Below are 23,656 nucleotides of genomic sequence, written 5' to 3' on the forward strand. Positions count from 1 at the left end.
TGCCTAGTAACCGATTTCTAGAGGCTCTGCCTCGCTTACTTGGCGTGGGGAAATTGGAGGCAGAGCCTCCGGATATGCGTTACCAGGCTCTGCCTGGTAACGAGTAGATTACCAATTACCAATTACCAATTATTAATTACCGAATTTCCAATAATTTAGCCACGGCATTTACAACAATTTGAGCAGAACCGGCGAAAAAAGGTCGATCGATAGTTGCTAAGGTATCGCTAGATTGATGATAGTGGGGCGATCGCAAATTTGCAGTATCCGTCACCAACACAGCACCAATTCCTTTATACCAGAAAGGCGCGTGGTCGCTCCGCAAAACATCGGGAGTCAGCAACCCTTTCAGGGGAACCGGCAGCGTCACCACAGGCGGCAAATCGGCTTTTCCCGACTCTGCAAAACTTTTCAATAGCAGCGGATGTTCCGCATCCCCAATCACAGCGATAAACTCGCCTTTGTCGGGAGAAGTTACCCCCGATGCTTCTAAAAAAGGTTGCGCTGTCAATCCTTCGGGATATTGCTGGCATCCGGGGGTGCGGCAAGCATAACCTACCATATCCAGGACGATCGCACCCTGCAAATTTTTTAACCGCGCCTCGCTACCTGTGAATGCTAAACTGCCTAAAAGTCCGAGTTCTTCCCTGTCGAAAAATGCTACTTGCAATGTCCGAGGCGTGGGGCGAGAACCCAGCAATCTTGCTACTTCTAAAACTACTGCAACTCCCGTCGCATTGTCGTCAGCGCCTGGGGAGTTTGGTACAGTATCGTAGTGGGCTGCGACTAAAATTGCACCGGCGTTTGAGTCAGTGCCTTTTCTCTCAGCGAAGACGTTGATTCCGCGATCGAACTCCTGCAAATCTGGGGAAAATCCTAATGTTTGCAGTTGTTTAGAAATGTAATCTCTAGTAAAAGAGCGAGATCCTTCTCCCTCACGTTCTCCTGCTAAAGTCTCGACGTGTTTCCACAGCCGGGACGGGTCAATTTGCGGCTGAAAAAAAGTAGTTTTTTCAGCAGGAAGCGGTAAGGGAGACGGGTTTTGGGAAGTGTGGATATTGCGATCGATTGAAACTTCCGGTACAGCCGACAACCGCTGCCACGAGTCAGAACGCCAACCCACAGCCGCCACCGCAACCAGAATAAATAGCGCTATCCAAATCAATTGTTTCATCAGTAAGTCTATTTGAGATTTTAGACAGGGATTACGCACTCCTCACTCTCATCAACCGGGTTTTTTAGCGGAAGCGAGGGCTGCAACAAAGTCTTTTGATAAAACCCGGTTGATGCGTGCAGAACTGTTATATTTTAGATTTTAGGTGGACACCAGAGTTGAAAATAAACCTGTTTCAAAAAATGAAACTCAAAAATCTTAAAATTAGCTGTACCAGAGGCAGTTTTGTATTTTTGATTTAAACAAGCAGGTAAAAGCCTTAGAATGTTGCCGTCGAATCTGTCTTGCTTATTGGAGCGTTCGACGGCGACATTCAAATCACTAATTTACCTTTAAAATTTACAAGTCAAAACTACTTGTTTTCCCACTCAATCTCCTTATTCTCCAATATCAACCCGCTGCTACTGGCAACAGCGTAAGGAATAGTTGTTGCAGAAAATTTGACTATTTGAGTTGGTTGTTGAAACCACTCGGAATAACTCGGATTTAGTTGGTCGTACAGTGCTTTCAAAGCTTGAATTTCTACCTCTAGCTGCGCTGCTGCTTGATTGATTCTGCGAGCTTGTGCTTGCAAGCGCTTTTCCCCGGTTTGAACAGTGTTTTCTACTTCTTGCCAGTGCTCTCCGGCTAGCATTTTTTCTAGTTCACCTTGCTTGTAATTGAGTAAAGCCTGTTTTTGTTGCAGTTGCTTTTCAATATTTTTAGTCTCTCGGTCAATTTCCTGGATTTGCTGCAACCACTGCTCCCCAAAAGCAGCAGTTTGCTGGTGGAACTCGGCAATGGCTTCAGGAGTATTATTTTTGGGAAAACTGACTGCCACTCGGCACTCAGAGCGCTGTACGCCAAGTTTTTCCCGCCACTCTTGCAGAGCGGTAACTTCTGCTTGCAGCGTGCGGACTTCTTTTTGGAGTTCTGGGATGGTCTGACTCATGGGTTCAATTAGTGGACCTCTGCATCGATTTTAAGCTAATTGTTTATTTTTCTAACAAATCCCGATCGCCTCCTTGCGGGAATTATCTAATTTTAGCGCGCTCCCACCCGGTGTCTAGGCAGAATGGCTGATAATTTGTGGCACAATGGCTGATGACACATTTTAAATTAAGATTAAAATTGTAATTAGTTATAAAGCTAAGTTATTAGATGTGTAAAATTTAATTTACAAGTCCACATAAATTACGGTTGGCTGGGTTTTCCTATGGCAGAGCAAGTTCTGCTAAAGTTTTTAACATTTATGATTGCCAGCAACTGATTTATTTAAAATTAGGAATAAGAGCAAATGAAAATATTTTTTCAATTAATGTTAGGATATTTTGCGGTTGCTATTTTTGCTGCGGAATCTGGCATAAATCCAAAAATCTTACCGACAAGTCTAGGAGATGGGCATGGCCCTCGCCCTGTTGAAGGGATTTTGATGCAGTCTCAGAAACAGAGCTATTTGCGATCGGCATCTCGCCCCCTTCCTTCTGTAAGCGCCGCATTATTTGTGGATAAATTATCCCCAATTGAGTCCGTAAAATTACTTATTTACAATTATCTACAATATCAGGAGACTCCTAAAAAAGAACCTACTCTTAGGTTAACCATAATCGGTTATTCTCTGGTTTTTATTTCTGTAGTAATCTCATTAGTAATCAGGGGGAAAACAGTAAATAGCTTATCTAAGATGATGGGGTTAATCCAAGCGAAGTCTGAAACCGGGAAGAACAAGTTACCACAAGGAAAAAAAGTGTTGTACCAAAAAAAAGAACAGGATATCTGGGATACTATTGCCCAAATGACCCAAGATTTGCAGCAAACTGCCGAATATGCCCTCGATATTTGCGAGGAAATGAACGTCTCAATAATTGCGACCACCCCGGGCGGTCATATCCTGTCGTTAAACCAAGCTACCTGTCAACTTTTGGGATACTCTAAAAAAGAGTTGTTAGGCAAACCAATAGCCGGACTTTTTAAGAAAACTGAATCACCTGCAACTGAGTTAGACTTAGCCAGTTTAACAGCCGAAGGTTCTTTCCGCAACGTCGAAAAAGTCTACCTTTCTAAACAGGGGAAAAAAATAATTGTACTGCTTTCTATTTCAATTATTCGCGACGGTCAAGGCAAGATCACCGGCAAATTATATATAGCACAAGATATTACTGATAGCAAGCGGGCTGAAAGAAATTTGCGCCGCAGTGAAAAAAAGTTTCGGCAACTGATAGAAACTGTTAATGCTGTGGCATTTATCTATCACCGCCGACAGTTCCGCTATGTTAATGCTCAGACAGAAGCTCTGACAGGATATACTCGCGAAGAATTACTAGCATTGGATTTATACGACTTAATTCATCGAGATTTTCTAGAAATAGTTAAGAAATGGGGTAAGTCCAGCCACTCGCGCTCAAGTGCAGGCTCAAAATATGAACTAATAATTCTCACGAAAAGCGGAGAAAAGCGCTGGATGGAAGCAACTGTAGATATTATAAAATTTGAAAAAAAAGCCTCAATATTAATCACAGCGTTTGACATCAGCGATCGCAAATTAGCAGAGTTAGAACTAGAAACCTCTCTTTCGCTGCTTCAAGCAACCATTGAATCTACTGCTGACGGCCTTCTGGCGGTTGATAGTGTAGGAAAAGTTCTCACCTTTAACCGCAAGTTTGCCGAAATGTGGCAGTTGCCGGACTTCCTGCTCGATTCGAGAGATAACAAGCAAATTTGGGAGTTCGGAATCAACCAGTTAAAATACCCGGAAATATTTCTCAACCGTGCTAAAGAATTGTCCGATCGCCCCGCAGCAGAAAGTTACGATATCATCGAGTTGACAGATGGCAGAATCTTCGAGCGCTACTCGTTGCCCCAGCGCACGGGAGGCAAAATTACGGGTCGAGTATTCAGCTTTCGGGATGTAACGGAACGGGTGCAATCCGAAGAAAAACTACGCAAAAGCGAAGAACGTTTTCACCTGCTGACGAGGGCGACAAATGATGCCGTATGGGATTTTGATTTATTAAAAAATGAGTATTGGTTGAGTAAAGAGTTTGAAAAAGTTTTTGGATACAAACTCAACGACACTCAGACGATTGAATTAGAATCTTGGTGGCTAAATATTCATCCAGAAGAACGGGAAAGAGTGATGTTAAGCTTCACCGAAACAATGAACTCAGAGGCTCAATGTTGGTCGGAAGAATACAGCTTTCACCGTGCAGACGGAGGATATGTTTTTGTGCTCGATCGCGGTTACATCATCCGCAATGAAAGTGGCAAAGCAGTAAGGGCGATCGGTACGATGATGGACATCACTCAGCGCAAGCAAGCTGAAGAAATTATTCGCTATCAAGCTGTTTATGACCAACTCACTGGTTTACCGAACCGGATACTTTTTAACGAGCGGCTGCTGGCTTCCTTAAAACAAGCTAAACAAACCCAAAAAATGCTAGCTGTGATGTTTTTAGACTTAGACAGGTTCAAAAAGATTAATGATACACTAGGTCACGCTGCGGGCGATCGCCTGTTAGAAGGTTTTGCCGGACGCATCAGCGACACTTTGCGATCGACTGACACGGTTGCCCGCTGGGGAGGCGACGAATTTACCATACTGCTTCCCGATATCAATTGCTTAGAAGATGCAGTTAAAACAGCTCAAAGAATACTCAACAGTTTAAAGCCAGCATTTAAACTAAAAGGACAACCGTTTCATGTTAGCAGCAGCATCGGCATTGCTCTTTATCCAGATGATGGTGAAGATGCCGAAACTTTAGTCAAAAATGCCGATGCTGCCTTGTACCGCGCTAAAGAAATGGGAAGAAATAACTATCAGTTATATACTTCAACAATTAATCCCCAAGGCAGCCAGTTACTAACTCTAGAACACAGGCTGCACGAGGCTTTAGAACAGGGAGAATTTGAGGTTTTCTACCAGCCCAAAGTCAACATCACTACTTGGAAAATTCAGGGCATGGAAGCCCTGCTGCGCTGGCAACATCCACAATTAGGTTTAGTTACTCCCGCTACCTTTATTCCGATCGCCGAAGAGAACGGACTAATTGTAGCTATTGGGGAATGGGTGCTGCAAACAGCCTGCACTCAAAATAAAGCTTGGCAGGATGCTTTGCAGCCAGATTTGCGGGTAGCAGTCAACGTTTCGGCTCGGCAGTTCCAGCAATTTAATTTATTAGAGATGGTAGCGAACTGCTTGGAAAAAAGCGGTTTAGCACCCAAGTATTTAGAGTTAGAAATTACCGAGACTACAGCCATGCAAGATGTGGATTATACCACAAAAGTTCTCAGGGAGTTGCAGAATATGGGAGTGCAAATTGCGCTGGACGATTTCGGCACGGGTTATTGTTCTCTAAATTATCTCAAAAAGTTTCCCTTGAATATCTTAAAAATAGACAAGTCGTTTGTCAGCGGATTGACTACTGATCCCTGCGAACGGGCGATCGCCAAGGCTGTAGCGACGCTGGGGCGAGATTTGAACTTGAGTGTTGTAGCCGAAGGAGTAGAAACTAAAGAGCAGTTGGAGTGTTTGCGCGAACTCCACTGTCAAGAAATTCAGGGTTATTATTTCAGCCCTGCCCTCTCGGCTGGTGATGCTACCCAACTTTTGGTAAATTCTATGTTGAGGAAAGTGCAAATTGCTTAATTAGTCATTAGTCATTAGTCCTTAGTCATTAGTCCTTAGTCATTAGTCATTAGTCCTTAGTCATTAGTCATTCCTGAGCGATCATCACTCAATTGTAAGTTCGTGAGGTGCGGTTCACGATTTATCTATGGGTAAAAATAGTGAATCTGCGCGCCTCACCAACTAATAAGTCTCAGGTGCTTCCTGTGTACGCGAAAGTTATATAGCAACCCTAAATAATTTGTGAATTTCTTACTTCCTAGCCGCGGGTTCGGGTGGGGTAAAAAATTTACGACTCCTGCAAGGATTGCTATAGTTCTTGATTGCGAATCTTAGTCTCGCGACTTATTTTCCTCCGCTACACCCCCAACATCATCACTGCTAGAGCGCTGTGGCGAGCCTAAGTTGTCCGACAATTCGTTAAGATGCTTGCCCAAAGCGTGACACAGCGCTATTAACTTGAGGGATGGTCAGCTCCGAGGCATCAAGTCCTTGCTCCCGCCACCGCAGTTAAAAGCTTAGCTGGGGTAGGGACACGGCACGGCTTCGTGTGCTTAATGATGGTCGATCGCGATCGCCCGCCCTTGTTAAAACTTAAAATAGTGTGCAGAATAACGGACTTGTACCTAAAGACAGAGGAAAATATCGCTACCCCAACATAAAGGCTTTGTCTATGCAGCCAATTCGCACATTTAACGTTTCCCCCTCGCTACCGACAATTCTCGAACCCCTACGCAAGCTTGCCTACAACTTGCACTGGGACTGGAACGTCGATACCAAAGACCTCTTCCGCCGCCTCGATCGAGATTTGTGGGACTCCAGCAACCAAAACCCGGTGCTGATGCTCGGAACCATATCTCAAGAGCGACTGCAAGAAATGGCAGAAGACGAAGGCTTCATTGCCCAAATGAACCGAGCAGCCCAGCAGTTAGACGATTATCTCAAAAATCGCGCCTGGTACCGCAAACAGCGCGGTACCGAGCAGCAAGAATGCTACGCTTACTTTTCGATGGAATTCGGCTTAGTTAAAGCCCTACCGATCTATTCCGGCGGTTTGGGCGTGCTCGCAGGCGACCACCTCAAATCAGCTAGCGATTTGGGCTTGCCCTTAGTCGGTGTCGGCTTGCTATACCAAGAAGGTTATTTTTCGCAGTATCTCAACGCCGACGGCTGGCAGCAAGAACGCTATCCGCTCAACGATTTCTACAATATGCCGCTGCACCCAGAACGCAATCCCGACGGTTCGGAATTGCGGATTGAGGTAGACTATCCCGGCCGCAAGGTGTATGCCCGGATTTGGCGGGTACAAGTGGGAACGGTTCCTTTGTACCTGATGGATACAAATATTGCACCTAACAGTGCCTACGACCAAGATATTACCGACCAACTGTATGGCGGTGATAAAACTCTGCGGATGCACCAAGAAATCATGCTGGGCATCGGCGGCGTGAAAATGCTCAAGGCATTGGGGCTGACAGTTACGGCTTATCACATGAATGAAGGCCACGCGGCTTTCATGGCTTTGGAACGCATTCGGATGCTGATGGAGGAATATCACCTGAGTTTCGTAGAAGCCGAACAGGTGGTGGTTTCGAGCAGTATGTTTACGACTCACACGCCGGTGCCTGCTGGGTTTGACTTGTTCGAGCCGGATATGGTGATGCACTATCTGGGTCAGTATCCCAAGATGTTTGGCTTGTCGCAAAATGAGTTTTTGGGATTGGGCCGGGAGAATACTGGCGATTTGTCCGCACCTCTGAATATGGCAATTTTGGCAATTAAAATGTCGAGTTTTGTCAACGGGGTGGCGGCTTTGCATGGTGTGGTGTCGCGCCCGATGTTTCAGGGTTTGTGGCCGGGTTTACCGCAGGAAGAAGTACCGATTACTTCGATTACCAACGGGGTGCACGCTCGCAGTTGTGTGGCGAAGTCTACTCAGGAGTTATACGATCGCTACCTCGGCCCGGATTGGGAAATGACTCGCAAGGACGATCGTCTCTGGGACAGGATGTCGTCGATTCCTGATGAGGAACTATGGCGCAATCACGAACGCTGTCGCTCGGAGTTGGTGGTGTTTGCACGGGAGTGGTTGCAAAAGACTTTGCGCGAGCGCGGTGCGGCCCAAACGGAAATCGAACACGCGCGGGAGGCTCTCGATCCGAAGGTGCTGACGATCGGGTTTGCCCGCCGCTTTGCTACTTACAAGCGGGCGACGCTGTTTTTGCGCGATGTGGATCGAATCATGCGGATCATGCGCGATCAAAATCGCCCGGTGCAGTTTGTGATTGCTGGGAAGGCTCACCCGATGGATATTCCGGGTAAGGAATTGATTCGGGATATCGTTCACTTCATCCGCGAACACGAGACGATGAGCTCGATGGTGTTTTTACCGAACTACGACATTAACGTTGCTCGGATGATGGTGTCTGGCTGCGATGTGTGGCTGAATACGCCACGCCGCCCGCGTGAGGCTTCGGGTACTTCCGGGATGAAAGCTTCGATGAATGGTTTGCCGAATCTGAGCATTCTTGACGGATGGTGGGATGAGGCTGATTATGTTCGTACCGGTTGGCCGATCGGACATGGGGAATTTTACGAAGATACTAAGTATCAGGATGAAGTCGAGGCGAATGCTTTGTATGACTTGATGGAAAAAGAAGTTGTACCGCTGTTTTACAACCGGGATGCTGATGGAATTCCCCGCGGTTGGACGGCGAAAATGAAGGATTCGATTCGCTTGAACTGTCCTTTCTTCAATACTGCTCGGATGGTGAAGGATTACGCGCGGCGGGCTTATTTCCCGGTGAGCGATCGATTCTTCACTATGACTTCGGATAATTGCGCTCCGGCCAAGGAGTTGTCTCACTGGAAGAAGCACGTTCTCGGGAAGTGGCACGATATTAAGATTGAGGCTGTTGATATTTCCCAGGATAAGGAAGTTAAGGTCAATCAGTCGATCTCTGTTAAATCTCGGATTAATCTGAGGGGATTGACGCCTGCAGACGTGCAAGTCGAACTTTATCAAGGTTCGGTTGATGCTAACGGAGATATTGTCGGCGGCGTGCCGGTGGTGATGGAGTATTTGGGAGAAGATGCTCAGAATGCTAGCCTTTATACGGCTGACATTACTTATACTTCTAGTGGTTTGCAAGGTTTGTCGTTGCGGGTTTTACCGAAGCACGATAATCTCAGCAGTCCTTATGAAGCTGGCGTGATTCTCTGGGCACATTAGTCAGTAGTCAGTAGTCAGTAGTCAGTAGTCAGTAGTCAGTAGTTAGTAGTCAGGAGAATAAAGGAAGATTTTCCTATTCTCCCTCTCTCCGACTCTCCCACTCTTGTTATCGAAGTTGGGGAATGACTATGTAGCCGGCTGTGCAATGATCGCCCAATACCAAACTCCTCTGTATTCCCAATACCACCAGTGAGCGCGTATATAAGCGTATAGCAAGGCATCTCGCTGGTCTTCTAAGGCTTTGAGGGGGGCAAAACTGGTGGGAATTTCGGGGAGGTTTGAACCACTGATGAACGCTGATTCTTATGGGGAATATTTGCGAAATTTAGAGTGGGTTCGAGGATTGATAAATATCTACAATAGACTGGCAGAGTTTCATCAATTCTAGTTGACATTCTGCCAATTTTTATTGTTTGTGGCGTTGCTGAATCAGAGGTGTCAATTCCAGATTTCGGAATTTTTATAAGCCCAGTCTGGTGAGGTTTGTAAATTCCGAGAAAAGTTTATTCATACCGTGACTCAGCCAAGCCCAGAATCTATCTCCATTAATATGAAAGCCGCCCAACAAAATAGTGGTTCCACAAGAGTCACACTTTTTCACACTGCGATTTCATAAAATTGAAGGAAGCCTTGAGACACCTCTAGTTTAGCTTATTTACCTACACCCGCTGGTTGCTGACGGTTTCGCACTTCCAGAAAAATCAACAAAGCATTAACATCCGCCGGATTCACCCCACCAATTCTGGCCGCTTGGCCAATAGTCAGTGGCTGCACTTTAGTCAACTTTTCCCGCGATTCTTTGGAGAGAGTTGTAATTGCCATGTAATCCAAATCCGCAGGCAATTGTCGGCGTTCATGTCTGACAATTTCATCAATTTGATTTTGCTGTTTTTGCAGATAGCCAGAATATTTGATATCAATTTCCGCACCATCTTTCTCAGCCAACTTCAGACTAGAATTGCCTAAATTGTAGCGTTCCAAATCGACATAATGAAAACCCGGACGACGCAACAAATCAGCCAGAGTAATCGAACCTTTAATCGCTTGTTGAGTGCCAGCAAAAATTGCCTTGCCAACTTCCTCGTGCTCTTTCACCCGCGTCGAGTACAAGCGTTCCTTCTCTGCCACAATATTAGCTTGTTTGCGATCGAACAACTCCCACCGGCGATCGTCAATCAAACCAATTTCCCGTCCCAGCGGCGTCAAGCGTTGGTCAGCATTGTCCGATCGCAATAATAGCCGATATTCCGATCGCGAAGTCAACATCCGGTAAGGTTCCCGCAAATCCTTCGTACACAAATCATCGATCAAAGTCCCTATATAACTTTGCTCGCGAGGAAACACAATCATCTCCTGATTTTTCGCAAACCGAGCTGCATTAATCCCCGCTACAATCCCCTGTGCAGCCGCCTCCTCATATCCAGTTGTACCGTTCACCTGACCCGCGCAAAATAGCCCTTCGATCTTCTTAGTCATCAGCGTGGGAAAGCACTGAGTAGCCGGCAAATAATCATACTCCACAGCATAAGCTGGACGCATCATCTCGCACTTTTCCAAACCAGGAAGAGTCCGCAACATTTGCAATTGCAAAGTTTCCGGTAAACCAGTCGAAAAACCTTGGATATAAAGTTCAGGAATATCTCTACCTTCCGGTTCAATAAAAATCTGGTGACTTTCCTTATCCGCAAACCGCACAATTTTATCTTCAATACTCGGACAATAGCGCGGCCCCTTCGCATCAACCCAGCCGCCGTAGACTGGAGAAAGGTGCAAGTTATCTCTAATTAACTGGTGAGTTTCGGGCGTAGTTCGAGTTAAATAACAAGGCATTTGTTCCCGTTCGATCCAAACTTCTGGATCGAAACTAAACCAGCGAACCTCTGCATCTCCCGGCTGCGGTTCTAGGTTGGTATAATCCAGAGTACGCTTGTCAACTCTTGCCGGAGTTCCTGTTTTTAACCTGCCAGTTTCAAAGCCCAAACGATTGAGAGTTTCCGTCAAGCCAACGGCGGCAAATTCTCCGGCGCGTCCGGCGGGCATCGACTTATTGCCTACCCAAATTGTGCCACCTAAAAAAGTACCTGTGGTGAGAATTACTGCTTTGCATTCAAAAGCGACGCCGAAGTAAGTTTCGACGCCGATAACTTCTTCGTTTTTGCCCAAAACTAAGTCTGTTACCATCGCTTCGCGGATGGTTAAATTCTCTTGATTTTCGACAATATTATTCATTACAGCGGCGTATTCCCGCTTGTCAGTTTGTGCTCGCAGGGCCCACACTGCGGGGCCTCTTGAAGAGTTGAGGATGCGCTTTTGTAAGTAGGTGCGATCGGCCATTTTGCCAATTTCCCCGCCTAACGCATCAACTTCGTTAGTAAGTTGGGTTTTAGCCGGGCCGCCGACAGCCGGATTGCAAGGTTGCCACGCAATTTTGTCGAGGTTGAGGGTGAGGAGAAGAGTGCGACAGCCGAGGCGAGAAGTGGCGAGGGCGGCTTCGCAACCGGAGTGTCCGCCACCAACTACGATGATGTCGAAACTGTCTTGGAATTGTACTGAGGTTTGTGCAGTCATTCGATTTTAGATTTTAGATTTTAGATTGAATAATAGACATCTGGCAAAATTAGGTTTTAGTTTCGTCAATTAAAACTCTTCCTCTCCATTAGTGTAGCTGCTTTCTTCAAACATCGATGTTAATCCAGTAATTTTTACGGGGGGTCGATCTTTGAATTCTACGACAAATGACAACTCCCCACCCATTGCCGCGATATAACTTTGCAAAGTAGATACCAACAAATCCGCACGGCGTTCGAGTCGCGAGACATTTTCTTGACGCATATTTAATAATTCTGCCATGCGAATCTGAGTAAATTTCCTTGCTTTTCGTAAGTCTTGCAAGGTCATTTCTTCAGCCATTAATTCAACGGATCGCTTTGCGACTATTGCTCGTTGTTCGGGAGGCAAATTCTCCATAATAGTCTTCAGGCTAATTGTCATCTGTTTCTTGCTCCATTAACTTATTCAAATGAGCGGCAAATCAACTATCTGCTATCTTAATTAGTTGCTTATAAAATCGCTTCTCACTACTACCAGATTTGTCCCCAGCTACCAACAGAATCGCAGATCGGCGGGGGTCAAATGCAAAAGCGACTCGCCAAACTCCACCAGCCGCCTGAAACCTAAGTTCCTTCATATTGGTGTAGGTAGAACCATTGAGAGTATCGACGTGAGGACGCTTGAGGTTTGGACCAAATTCTTGTAAAAGTGTGAGTTTTGCTAAAAGCTCTAATCTGACATCAGTGGGGAATTCGGTAAACTCAGAGTAAAAATCAAAGTGAAACTCAATGTTCCATGTCATTGGGAGCAATTATGCCTTACATAGCATATTATAGGCAATAGTTGATCGAATAACAATATTTATATGCACCCTTCGCGCCTTCGTGGTTCAATAATTCCGTACAATTGCAGTTTTGCGCTATGTTAGACAAAAAAATCTCAACAAGCGTACACAAGTGAAATACTTCTTCTTATCCGACGGCTGGAAAGTTGGGCGCGTCTGGGGCGTAGGCGGCGAGTGGAGTCACGCCGCCTGGAGGCGGGCGCCGGACATCCAACAGCTCAACCTCTGTCTTTCCGATCGCAACGAAAAAATGTGGCTCTACCGCGTAGAAGAGGCCGTACTCATGGTAGAAGTCCAACCAGCAGTCCCTCCCGATCCCGCCGATCCCGCCAAAAATATCGGCAACGTCACCCTCACCAGACTGATCGATGCCGAGCAAGTCCTCGAACGCCTCGGGACGATCGCCGCCCGCTGCGAAATGGGCAACCCGCAACTAATGTAATGTCCAACATATTGCAATCGGTTCTAACACTCGATACACTTCTTTAAATAACTTTCATTTTTATGCCTCCACCTTTGAAGGTAGATGGCAGTCGGCAAAAGGCAGAGTTTTAACCCTGCAGGTAACTGCTGGGGATTCAGAATCTGATTTTTCCGTAAAAATAGACATCATCACTTACACCTTGGAGAACCGCAGTCAATGGGACTACCCTGGTATCGCGTACACACAGTCGTCTTAAATGACCCAGGCCGATTGATTTCTGTACACTTAATGCACACTGCCCTCGTGGCAGGTTGGGCCGGCTCAATGGCCCTTTATGAACTAGCAGTTTTTGACCCCACAGACCCAGTTCTGAACCCAATGTGGCGTCAAGGGATGTTCGTGTTGCCCTTCATGACTCGCTTGGGAGTTACGGGTTCTTGGGGCGGTTGGAGCATCACCGGCGAAGGTAACGTCGATCCGGGCTTCTGGTCCTTTGAAGGCGTCGCCGTTGCTCACATCATCCTTTCGGGTCTGCTGTTCTTAGCAGCAGTTTGGCACTGGGTATTTTGGGACTTAGAACTTTTCAGAGACCCTCGCACCGGTGAACCAGCCCTCGACTTGCCAAAAATGTTTGGCATTCACCTGTTCCTCTCCGGTTTGCTCTGCTTCGGCTTCGGCGCATTTCACCTTTCGGGACTTTTTGGTCCGGGAATGTGGGTTTCCGACCCCTACGGCCTGACCGGTCACGTCCAGCCAGTGGCGCCTTCTTGGGGCCCTGAAGGCTTTGACCCGTATAATCCGGGCGGCATCGTGGCTCACCACATTGCAGCGGGCGTAGTCGGCGTAATTGCCGGTTTGTTCCACTTGACAGTGCGGCCGCCGGAACGTCTTTACAAAGCCCTGCGGATGGGGAATATCGAAACTGTACTTTCTAGCAGTATCGCTGCCGTGTTCTTCGCAGCCTTTGTAGTTGCGGGTACGATGTGGTACGGTTCTGCTGCGACTCCGATCGAACTTTTTGGCCCGACTCGCTATCAGTGGGACAGCGGCTATTTCCTACAAGAAATCGATCGCAGAGCTCAAGCTAGCTTGGCCGGTGGCCAAAGCTTCCAAGAAGCTTACGAACAAATTCCTGAAAAATTGGCTTTCTACGACTACGTGGGCAACTCTCCTGCTAAAGGCGGTTTGTTCCGGGCCGGCGCGATGGTCAATGGCGATGGTATTGCTAAATCTTGGCTGGGCCATCCAGTATTTACTGACAGCGAAGGTCGGGTTTTGTCGGTTCGCCGTCTCCCCAACTTCTTTGAAACTTTCCCAGTACTTTTGACTGACAAAGATGGGGTCGTTCGTGCTGACATCCCCTTCCGCCGTGCTGAATCAAAATACAGCTTTGAACAAAGCGGAGTTACTGTCAGCTTCTACGGTGGCGAACTTAACGGTCAAACCTTTAATAATCCTCTAGATGTTAAGCAGTTTGCTCGCGCCGCCCAAAAGGGTGAAGTATTTGAATTCGATCGTGAAACCTTGAATTCTGACGGAGTGTTCCGCACTTCGACTCGCGGTTGGTTCACTTTTGGACACGTTTGCTTTGCTTTGCTATTCTTCTTCGGCCATATCTGGCACGGTTCTCGGACTATTTTCCGCGACGTGTTTGCTGGAGTTGAGGCTGACCTGGAAGAACAAGTCGAGTGGGGCCTGTTCCAAAAGGTGGGCGACGTAACCACAAGAAGAGAAGAATCTCTCTAGATTTTGCCAGCCTCTGGGTAGGGGGGAAACTTCCCCGCTACACAAAAACCCGGTTTCTTCAAGAAACCGGGTTTTTTAAGTTAATAATAAAACCAACAATTAAGATAAAATAATACGGCAAGGGAAGATAGGGAAAATTTAACATGGAAAGTGTTGCTTACATTTTGATTCTGGCTTTAGCCTTAGGTGTACTATTTTTTGCGATCGCCTTTCGGGAACCTCCCCGGATTGGCAAATAATTAGCTATACGCCTCCAGCAAGTCCAAAATATCTTGAACCGGACTGCGGTTAGCCCGCATCATAGTGATCTAATTTGGTGCGGGACTATTTCACCGCTGTGTGCTAAGTGATTTTTCTAGTCCAGCCATTCATCAGACCCCAGGCGGTTAGATGAATGGCAATTTGCTGGCAATGCCTGTTAAAATCAGCAATCATGCGCTGTTCCTCCTGCCAACACACAAATAGCCGCGTTCTAGAATCGCGTTCAGCCGAATCAGGTCAAAGCATCCGTCGGCGACGTGAGTGTTTGAGCTGCCAGCACCGCTTCACAACTTACGAACGCATAGAATTTGTGCCGATTACGGTGATCAAGCGGGACGGCAAGCGCGAATCTTTTGACAGGTCAAAATTAGTCAGGGGATTGATTCGGGCCTGCGAAAAAACTGGTTTGTCTTCGGGACATCTCGAAACTCTGGCAGAAGAAATTGAGGCGCAACTCCAAGGTCGATCGCTCCGAGAAATCGCCAGCTCAGAAATAGGGGAACTGGTGCTGTTGCACCTGCGGCCGCTCAGCGAAGTCGCTTATGTCCGTTTTGCCTCGGTATATCGGCAATTTCGAGGCATCCGAGATTTTGTAGATACCCTAAATCACCTTCAGAATCCCCTCAACGAAGCTGAAGATACAGAAACTGGGCAAAGTTTTGACGCAGATTTGCCGGATTCCGAAGCAGTCGATCGAGAAAGCCCTGCATCCTGCGCTAGTCCCAGCTAAGCTCGCTTAAATTAATTTTAAACCAGTATGCGTGTAAGTTATAATGGTCTACTTGACTCGGAATGTTAAGATTAAACGTTTTAACACAGAGTATGGAGTAACAGTAATGGCAAGCGCTGGTGTGCAGTTGCACCTGGCAAAAGTTAGCGAAAACTGACTTTAGTAAAAGATTTGGAAAAAAGTTAACCGCTTTTTCACCAAAATCTCGAATATCTGCCGGCACAAACGAAAAACATGAAGGAGAGAAATCCTAGGAAACTATTCGCATGGTCAATCTCAAAACCACAGTCAAAGACATCGGCTTTACTCACGAAGATTTTGCAGCCCTACTTGATAAATATGACTATCACTTTAGCCCGGGCGATGTAGTAGCGGGTACAGTTTTTAGTATAGAACCCAGGGGCGCTCTGATTGATATCGGTGCTAAAACAGCAGCGTACATTCCCATTCAGGAAATGTCCATCAATCGAGTGGAAAGCCCTGAAGAGGTATTGCAATCGAACGAAACCAGAGAATTTTTCATTCTAACCGATGAAAATGAAGACGGACAGTTAACCCTGTCCATCCGGCGTATCGAGTATATGCGGGCGTGGGAAAGAGTGCGACAACTGCAAGCAGAAGATGCCACAGTACGATCGCAAGTATTTGCCACCAACCGCGGCGGCGCACTCGTGAGAATAGAAGGGTTGCGAGGCTTTATTCCCGGTTCTCATATAAGTACCCGCAAACCGAAGGAAGAATTAGTCGCCGAAGAATTACCATTAAAATTCTTAGAGGTAGACGAAGACCGCAACCGCCTAGTTTTGAGTCATCGTCGCGCCTTAGTTGAGCGCAAGATGAACCGCCTCGAAGTCGGGGAAGTGGTCATCGGTACAGTACGCGGTATCAAGCCTTACGGTGCCTTTATCGACATCGGCGGCGTCAGCGGCTTGCTGCACATCTCGGAAATTTCACACGATCACATCGATACGCCTCATAGCGTCTTCAATGTCAACGACGAAGTGAAAGTGATGATCATTGACTTGGATGCCGAGAGGGGCCGGATTTCTCTCTCCACTAAGCAATTGGAACCGGAACCGGGCGCGATGGTCAAAAATCGCGAATTGGTGTACGAAAAAGCTGAGGAAATGGCAGCTAAGTTCCGTGAGAAAATGCTGGCTCAAAAGCAAGCTAAAGCAGGCATAGACATTCCTGTAGACTCCATGGATGTTGATGATGACCTCTCCGACGAACTCGAAGATGTGCCCTCAGCAATGGAAGAGGATCTGCCGGAAGTAGCACCGGAAGTAGCACCGGAAGTAGCACCGGAAGCTGCACAGGAAGCTGCACCGGAAGCTGCACCGGAAGCCGCACCGGAAGCTGCACCGGAAGCTGCACCGGAAGCCGCAGCCGAAGAAGCTGCACCGGAAGCAGTTTTAGATGTAGTAGAGGAAGAAATCCCTCCTGCGACGGAAGAATAACATCGCAGTTAATGTGTAATTAAAAGAGGGAAAATTCCCTCTTTTTTTTTGAGTTAGTTATTAGTCATTATATCAATTCCGGCTGCATCGGGATTATTGTTGACTGTTGACTGTTGGCTGTTGACTGTTGACTGTTGAGTGTTGAGTGTTGACTGTTGGCTGGTGACTCGGGGTCAAAAAACTGAATGGTTGAGTGTTAACTGTTGACTCGATTTTATTATTCCGATGCAACCGGAAACGATATAAGTCGGGCTGGTAAACCGAAGTTTTGTTAGCCACTATCCCCGTTGAATCAGGAAGCCAGCGCTGTAGGGCCGTATCGGTCAGCGTCTGGTAGTTCACTTTCTGTAGACCGATGCAGCATCGCTCTTTGGATTCATCTAAGGAGCGGATAGCTATACCTAAATAAACATCGCCTTTAGTCGGCTAATTTGTTAAGATTTATAAACATCAGGGCCATACGCACAAGTGCGAACTCATCAGCATTCTCAGGCAAGAACAAACTAGACAAGCACATTACACAAAATAATACTTATAAACTTCTTGCCATGAGGCTCAAAGGCAAGCGGATCATGAACATCGAATTATTAAAAGAAAAATTAGAACAGCTTAAAAAACGTCCTAATTCTAGCAAAGGAACGATCGACCAAATCGAAAACTGGTTAATCGGTTCCCACATTTTGCAGAGATTGCGGATTAACCCTTACTACCTAGCAGGCGGTACAGTCAAAAATATTAAAAGAATTACTTCGGAATTTTTGCACGGAGTGAAAGCCGGCGCCTTCGACTTGCACTGGGATATTCACTGCCCGCACTGCAACATGATTACAGACGAATTCAAGGATTTGGCAGACACATCAGAAATGTCTTTGTGCCCGATGTGCGATCGCGAGTTTAAAATTGATTTGCTCGATCGCGTCGAAGTGACTTTTTCCCTGAACAAAGAAATCGAAGATCCGCAACTGCGGCCCGTCTGCGCTCCCCCTCCCGTACTCCAGAGCAAACTGCAACTGGTAACGCCTTTATACTGCACCGAATCGGAGATTGTTACCTTAGAAAACGGTCGATATCGGTACTGCTGTCCCCTCACTTTAGCTAAAGGGATTTTAAAGGTCGAAGGTGAAAAAACAGAAGAGATACAAGAAATTCAACTCAAGCAGTTAGCCGGCCCCGATTTTGACAAAACAGAGCTAGCCATGCGTCCGGGACAAGTTAAGATAGAATTAACTAATACCGATCACAATTTGTCCGGGTTGATTTTGCATTCAGATGAATTGCCCGATGAACTGACATTAGAACAACTGCCCCTGCGGCTGTCAGGAATGCAACTGCTTCATCACCCGGATTATAAGCGTTTGTTTGGCGCTCAAGTAATATCCGAAAGAGAGCGAGTCAAGATTCGGGCAATTACTATTATGTTTACTGATATTACCGGTTCTACCAGAATGTACGAAACACTGGGAGATACTAAAGCTTACAATATTGTGCGCGATCATTTTGAAATTTTCTTTGAGTCGATCGAGAATTTTGGCGGTAAAGTCATTAAAACCATCGGCGATGCCGTCATGGCTTCCTTTATCAGCAACGAACAAGCAATTATGACAGCCACCGATGCGGTGGCTAGTTTCAGGAAGTACAACTTAACTCGCCCACAAGCAGAGTGGATTCAAGTCAGAATTGGCATTCACCGAGGGACGGCGTTGCTGGTAAATCTTAATAATTCGATCGACTATTTTGGCTCTACAGTCAACAAAGCCGCCCGCCTTCAAAATCTTTCTAAAAGTGATGAAGTTTCGTTTTCCGAAGATGTTTACAATGACCCAGCATTTTTAACAGCATTAAAAGCTGCTGGAGTGTCCGAAATTCACAAACGAGTTGAAGATTTAAAGGGAATACAAGGCGCACAAGTCGCTTATACTGCTAGAATTAATACGGAATCAGTAATCGCGCTGTCTGCTACACTGGTCGGAGAAAGAAGCTAAGTAGGTAAACAAATAGAAGTAGTTATTGCCAGCCTCTTCCTGCGATCGCCCCAACAGCAGATAGAGTTTTTCGATCGCGCTCAGATAATGACCTCAACATTGTCGCTCATTCTTAAGGGAGCTTCATAATGCCGATAACTTAAGTAGGCTTTGATAAAAATAGTCTGAATTAATCAGCCGCACCCTTACCAGAGATGTTGGCCGCTCAATAACTGAAGTCGAGGACTTCTCATCATGACTTCTGCTCAATTATCTCCAGAAAATACACCCGAATCCATCGCACCAGCCGCCCTCGACGGCGACCAATCAGCCGTCACCGAGGCCCCCTTTGCCATCGTTGGGATTGCCGCCTCAGCAGGAGGGTTAGAAGCCTTCACCGACTTACTCAGCCATTTACCGATAGATACTGGTATGGCGTTTGTGCTGATTCAGCATTTAGACCCCACTCACAAAAGCCTGCTGACCGAGATTCTCGCCAGAAGGACGCAAATGCCTGTTAATGAGGTAAAAGACGGCATAGCTGTAGAGCCAAATCAAGTTTACGTTATTCCGCCCAACACCAAGATGGTGGTATGTAAAGGCGTGCTGCAACTATCTCCTCGCGAGAAGATTTATGGCAAATATATGCCGGGAGATGCCTTTTTTACATCATTGGCGCTCGATCGCGGCCACAAAGCAATCGCCGTAGTATTATCCGGGGGAGACGGAGACGGTTCACTGGGGCTCAAGGCAATCAAAGCAGCCGGAGGCATGACTTTTGCTCAATGTCAAGATACAGCAAAATTCGATAGTATGCCGAATACCGCTGTTGCTACAGGAAATGTCGATTTTGTTTTGCCACCGGAAAAAATTGCCGAGGAACTGGCAAAATATAGTCACAGTCCCCTTCTAACTTGCACAATTTCCCTAGCAAAAGTGGAAGAATCGACCGAACCGGGAGATGCCCTGGCAACTATTTTTGCACTGCTGAAATCGACCACAGGCGTTGATTTTAGCCACTACAAACCCACCACGATCGCTCGACGCATCCATCGACGGATGGTATTGTACAAGCTGGAGAGCTTGGAAGATTACGCCCAACACCTTAGACAAAATTCGGCTGAAGTCAAAGCTTTGTATGAAGAAATCCTGATCCACGTTACCAGTTTCTTCCGCGATCGCGAAGCCTTTGAAAAGTTAAAAGAGCTGGTTTTCCCCACGATTACCCAAAATAAATCGGCAAATGCTCCCATTCGGATTTGGGTGGCGGGATGTTCCACAGGTGAAGAAGTTTATTCGATCGCCATTTGCTTGTTAGAGTTTTTGGGCGATCGACTTATCCCGCCGCCGATCCAGATTTTTGCCACGGATATCAGCGAGGCGGCGATCGGCAAAGCCCGGTCTGGTTTCTACTTAGAAAACCAGATGGTAGACGTTTCACCAGAACGACGTACTCGCTTCTTTATTCGCGCCGAAGCAGGAGGTGGCTATAGAATCCGCAAGGCCGTCCGCGAACTGTGTATATTTGCCCGACAAGACTTAGGTAGCGACCCGCCTTTTTCCAATCTCGATTTAGTTAGCTGTCGCAATGTGCTGATCTACTTGGGAGAGTCATTGCAAAAAAAAGTGATGCCGATTTTTCATTACAGTCTTAGCCCAACAGGCTTTCTCCTGTTAGGCACTTCTGAGAGTACCGGAAAATTTTCATCATTGTTTACTACAGTCGATAAAAAAAATAAAATTTATGCCAAAAAGTTGACCGCGACTCGTCCCACTTTTTCGTTTACGCCGAGTTCCTATCCCGTCGTTAAAGCTGCTCAACAACAGCAAATGAATGAAGAAACTTTGATAAATAGCTTGGACTTGCAGCGAGAAACTGAGCAACTGATTTTGAATCGCTATGCCCCAGCCAGTGTGCTTGTCAACGAGCAGATGAAAATCCTGCAAGTGCGGGGAGACATCGATCCTTACTTGAGAGTGGCAGCCGGAACGCCGGACTTAAACTTGCTGACAATGGCAAGGCCAGGCTTGCTTGTTGAGCTTCGCACCGCAATTTATCAGGCCCAGACGCAGAACGTGACCGTTAGGAAAGAAAGGGTTGTTGTTGAATCGGGCGGGCGATCGACTATGGTCAATATTGAGGTGATGCCGTTCCAGCCGCACAGCTTCACAGCACGCTATTTTTTGCTGCTACTTGAAGAGGTTTTAGCGCCAGCGCTCAATTTCCGCATCGTCACTTCTGAAAGCTGCGAGCAAGATGATTTAGCTTCTGAAAATAAGTGCCTGAAGCAGGCACTTGCCACCGCTAACCAAGAAAAAACTGATGCTCAAGTGCACCTGCAATCGCTGATCCAGGATCAGGAAAATCTCAACCAAGACCTCAAAATTGCCAACGAAGAAATCCTATCGAGCAACGAAGAGTTGCAAAGCACCAACGAAGAACTAGAAACGGCAAAAGAAGAGATTCAAGCCACTAACGAGGAACTCACTACGACTAACGAGGAACTTCGCAGCCGATATCTTGAACAAAGCCAGCTCAATAACGATTTGACAAATTTGCTTGCTAGTATCAATATCCCTGTCTTAATGCTGGCAAACGATTTACAGATTCGACGATTTACGCCAACGGCGCAGGAAATTTTTAATCTGATTCCCACAGATATTGGACGACCCTTTAGCGACATCCGATCGACTCTTGACGTTCCTGACTTGGAACAGATGATGTTGGAGGTGATTGATACTCTCCAGACACAAGAACAAGAAGTTCAAACTTTAGCCGGATATTGGTACAATCTCCGCATTCGTCCCTACCGCACAACAGAAAACCAGATTGACGGTGTGGTGATGGTTTTGATCGATATTGATACTCTAAAACGCAGTGCCAGAACCTTGGAAGAAGCCCGAAATTACGCTGAAACCATCGTGGAAACTGTGCAAACGCCTTTAGTCGCGCTTGATGCGAATTTCCGAGTGAATAAAGCAAATCGATCGTTCTATGAAACGTTTCAGGTTTCATCCTCAGAAACAGCGCAATTATCACTGTTTGAGCTAGGAAACGGGCAGTGGAATATCCCTCAATTGCGATGGATCTTGGAAGATATTCTGGTTAGTGATGTTCAGCTTCAAAACTTTGAGTTGGATCACCTGTTTGAGCAGATCGGGCCCAAAACCATGCTGCTGAATGCTTGTAAACTTCAACAAGAAGATCAAGCTTTAATGATTCTGTTGTCGATCGAGGATATCACCGAGCGCAAGCAGTTGGAGATTCTACGATCGCAGTTATTGGAGCATGAACAGTTGGCCCGCCAACAAGCAGAAAGTGCTAACCGTGCTAAAGATGAATTTCTCGCGAATCTCTCCCACGAACTCCGCAATCCCCTGACTCCGATCCTGGGATGGGCACAAATCCTGCGCTCCGGCGTGCTTAAGGAAGCAGCGACTAATCGCGCTCTAGAAGTGATCGAGCGCAGCGCTAGGACGCAATCTCAATTAATCGAAGATATCCTGGATATTGCCAGGATTACGAGCGGCAAGCTCGCTCTTCATAGCAGTTTGATGGATCTGGTTTTGGTGGTGCAAGCTGCGCTGGATGGGGTTCAATTATCAGCCGATGCCAAAAATATTCAAGTTGTTTCGCAGTTGAGTTCTGTAACTGTTTTAGGCGATACTGATAGATTGCAACAAGTTGTGTGGAATCTTCTGTCTAATGCCATTAAGTTTACTCCGGCGGGGGGACGAGTGGAAGTAACGCTGTCGGCGATCGAGAATTACGCTCAACTTCGAGTTAGCGACACGGGAAAAGGCATTAGGGCAGACTTGTTGCCGTATATTTTTGATCGTTTCCATCAAGGCGATTCCAGCAGCGGCAAGGCTAATCAAGGGCTGGGATTGGGTTTGTCGATCGTGCGTCATCTGGTAGAATTGCACGGAGGAACGGTGGAAGCCGAAAGTCCCGGTGAGGAACAAGGAACTACAATGACTCTGAGATTGCCGTTGCGATCGTTGCCTCAAGAGTTGACATCGGCGATCAATTTAAAAACAATTGCTTTGGCTGCGCCTTTGAATGTCTCTACCGATATTGTCCCCTCTCTCGAAGGCTTGCACGTTTTAGTTGTAGACGATCGGCTCGATACGCGGGAGCTCTTAGCATTTGTGCTAGAAAGCTACGGGGCTGAGGTTTTGACAGTTGCATCTGCCATAAGTGCGATCGTTGCTATGAAGGAAAACCCCGGCAGATATGACGTGCTAATCTCCGATATCGGAATGCCAGAGGAAGATGGGTATTTCTTAATTCGAGAAGTGCGAAACCTTGCTGCGGAAGACGGAGGAGAAATCCCAGCCGTTGCGCTGACTGCGTATGCGAGCGATAAAGAACGCGAAAGGGCGATCGAAGCGGGTTTTCAAACCCATATTTCCAAACCCGTGCAGCCCGTTCAACTAGCATTAATGGTGGCCAATTTAGCAGGACGGTTTTAATTTATTGATGGTAGGGACAAAACAATGTTGTGTCCTAATTTTGTAGGGACACAACAAGAGTCATCTCCAGAAAAGCCTGTTTTGAACAGGCAAGATGCCTGTTCCACAATAATTATTGGAAATGTCTAATGTTGTATCCTGATTTTGTAAGAACACAACGATCGCGGGGAATTAAGAATTGCTAAAAATAGCGCA

At 46.6% G+C, this 23,656-nt stretch carries 14 protein-coding genes; 9 read left to right on the forward strand and 5 right to left on the reverse strand.

All coding sequences use genetic code 11. The features are described 5' to 3' along the window. Positions 1 to 136: 136 nt before the first annotated feature. Positions 137 to 1,174, reverse strand: coding sequence for a M28 family peptidase (locus D0A37_RS03475; RefSeq protein ID WP_242721097.1), 1,038 nt, complete (start codon positions 1,172 to 1,174; stop codon positions 137 to 139). A 352-nt stretch (positions 1,175 to 1,526) separates the two neighbouring features. Further along, a complete protein-coding gene (locus D0A37_RS03480; protein WP_242721100.1) occupies positions 1,527 to 2,105 on the reverse strand; it encodes a hypothetical protein in 579 nt (192 codons plus the stop codon). A 345-nt stretch (positions 2,106 to 2,450) separates the two neighbouring features. On the opposite strand from D0A37_RS03480, the gene D0A37_RS03485 reads away from it, so the two are divergent. Then, on the forward strand, positions 2,451 to 5,798 hold the full coding sequence (locus tag D0A37_RS03485; protein WP_242721103.1) for a sensor domain-containing protein: 3,348 nt from the start codon (positions 2,451 to 2,453) through the stop codon (positions 5,796 to 5,798). A gap of 652 nt (positions 5,799 to 6,450) precedes the next feature. Next, positions 6,451 to 9,009: an alpha-glucan family phosphorylase gene (gene glgP, locus D0A37_RS03490; protein ID WP_242725337.1), complete on the forward strand. Its 2,559-nt coding sequence runs from the start codon at positions 6,451 to 6,453 to the stop codon at positions 9,007 to 9,009. A gap of 651 nt (positions 9,010 to 9,660) precedes the next feature. Here glgP and mnmG read toward each other — a convergent pair. From mnmG to D0A37_RS03505, 3 genes are all read right to left on the reverse strand, one after another. After that, positions 9,661 to 11,577: a tRNA uridine-5-carboxymethylaminomethyl(34) synthesis enzyme MnmG gene (gene mnmG / locus D0A37_RS03495; protein WP_242721106.1), complete on the reverse strand. Its 1,917-nt coding sequence runs from the start codon at positions 11,575 to 11,577 to the stop codon at positions 9,661 to 9,663. A 69-nt stretch (positions 11,578 to 11,646) separates the two neighbouring features. Continuing rightward, positions 11,647 to 12,000: a helix-turn-helix domain-containing protein gene (locus D0A37_RS03500; RefSeq protein ID WP_242721109.1), complete on the reverse strand. Its 354-nt coding sequence runs from the start codon at positions 11,998 to 12,000 to the stop codon at positions 11,647 to 11,649. 40 nt (positions 12,001 to 12,040) lie between these two features. Then, positions 12,041 to 12,361 carry a type II toxin-antitoxin system RelE/ParE family toxin gene (locus D0A37_RS03505; protein ID WP_242721112.1) on the reverse strand — a complete coding sequence of 107 codons (321 nt, stop codon included), beginning with the start codon at positions 12,359 to 12,361 and terminating at the stop codon, positions 12,041 to 12,043. Between the two features lie 154 nt (positions 12,362 to 12,515). On the opposite strand from D0A37_RS03505, the gene D0A37_RS03510 reads away from it, so the two are divergent. From D0A37_RS03510 to D0A37_RS03540, 7 genes are all read left to right on the forward strand, one after another. Then, complete coding sequence (locus tag D0A37_RS03510) at positions 12,516 to 12,845, forward strand: hypothetical protein (protein ID WP_242721115.1); 330 nt, start codon at positions 12,516 to 12,518, stop codon at positions 12,843 to 12,845. Positions 12,846 to 13,043: 198 nt separating this feature from the next. After that, positions 13,044 to 14,573 (forward strand): photosystem II chlorophyll-binding protein CP47, encoded by a 1,530-nt coding sequence (gene psbB / locus D0A37_RS03515; protein ID WP_242721118.1) that lies wholly within the window; start codon positions 13,044 to 13,046, stop codon positions 14,571 to 14,573. A 143-nt stretch (positions 14,574 to 14,716) separates the two neighbouring features. Next, entirely contained in the window at positions 14,717 to 14,812 is a 96-nt protein-coding gene (locus tag D0A37_RS03520) for a photosystem II reaction center protein T (protein WP_083622085.1), read from the forward strand. Between the two features lie 194 nt (positions 14,813 to 15,006). Further along, entirely contained in the window at positions 15,007 to 15,564 is a 558-nt protein-coding gene (gene nrdR, locus D0A37_RS03525) for a transcriptional regulator NrdR (RefSeq protein WP_242725339.1), read from the forward strand. Between the two features lie 266 nt (positions 15,565 to 15,830). Further along, positions 15,831 to 17,024: a 30S ribosomal protein S1 gene (locus D0A37_RS03530; RefSeq protein ID WP_242721121.1), complete on the forward strand. Its 1,194-nt coding sequence runs from the start codon at positions 15,831 to 15,833 to the stop codon at positions 17,022 to 17,024. Between the two features lie 572 nt (positions 17,025 to 17,596). Beyond that, the gene (locus tag D0A37_RS03535; RefSeq protein WP_242721123.1) at positions 17,597 to 19,006 is read left to right on the forward strand and encodes an adenylate/guanylate cyclase domain-containing protein; all 1,410 of its coding nucleotides are present in this window, start codon (positions 17,597 to 17,599) and stop codon (positions 19,004 to 19,006) included. A gap of 234 nt (positions 19,007 to 19,240) precedes the next feature. Next, entirely contained in the window at positions 19,241 to 23,461 is a 4,221-nt protein-coding gene (locus tag D0A37_RS03540; RefSeq protein ID WP_242721126.1) for a chemotaxis protein CheB, read from the forward strand. Positions 23,462 to 23,656 lie beyond the last annotated feature (195 nt).

This window comes from Microcoleus vaginatus HSN003, assembly GCF_022701255.1.
GTDB lineage: Bacteria > Cyanobacteriota > Cyanobacteriia > Cyanobacteriales > Microcoleaceae > Microcoleus > Microcoleus vaginatus_B.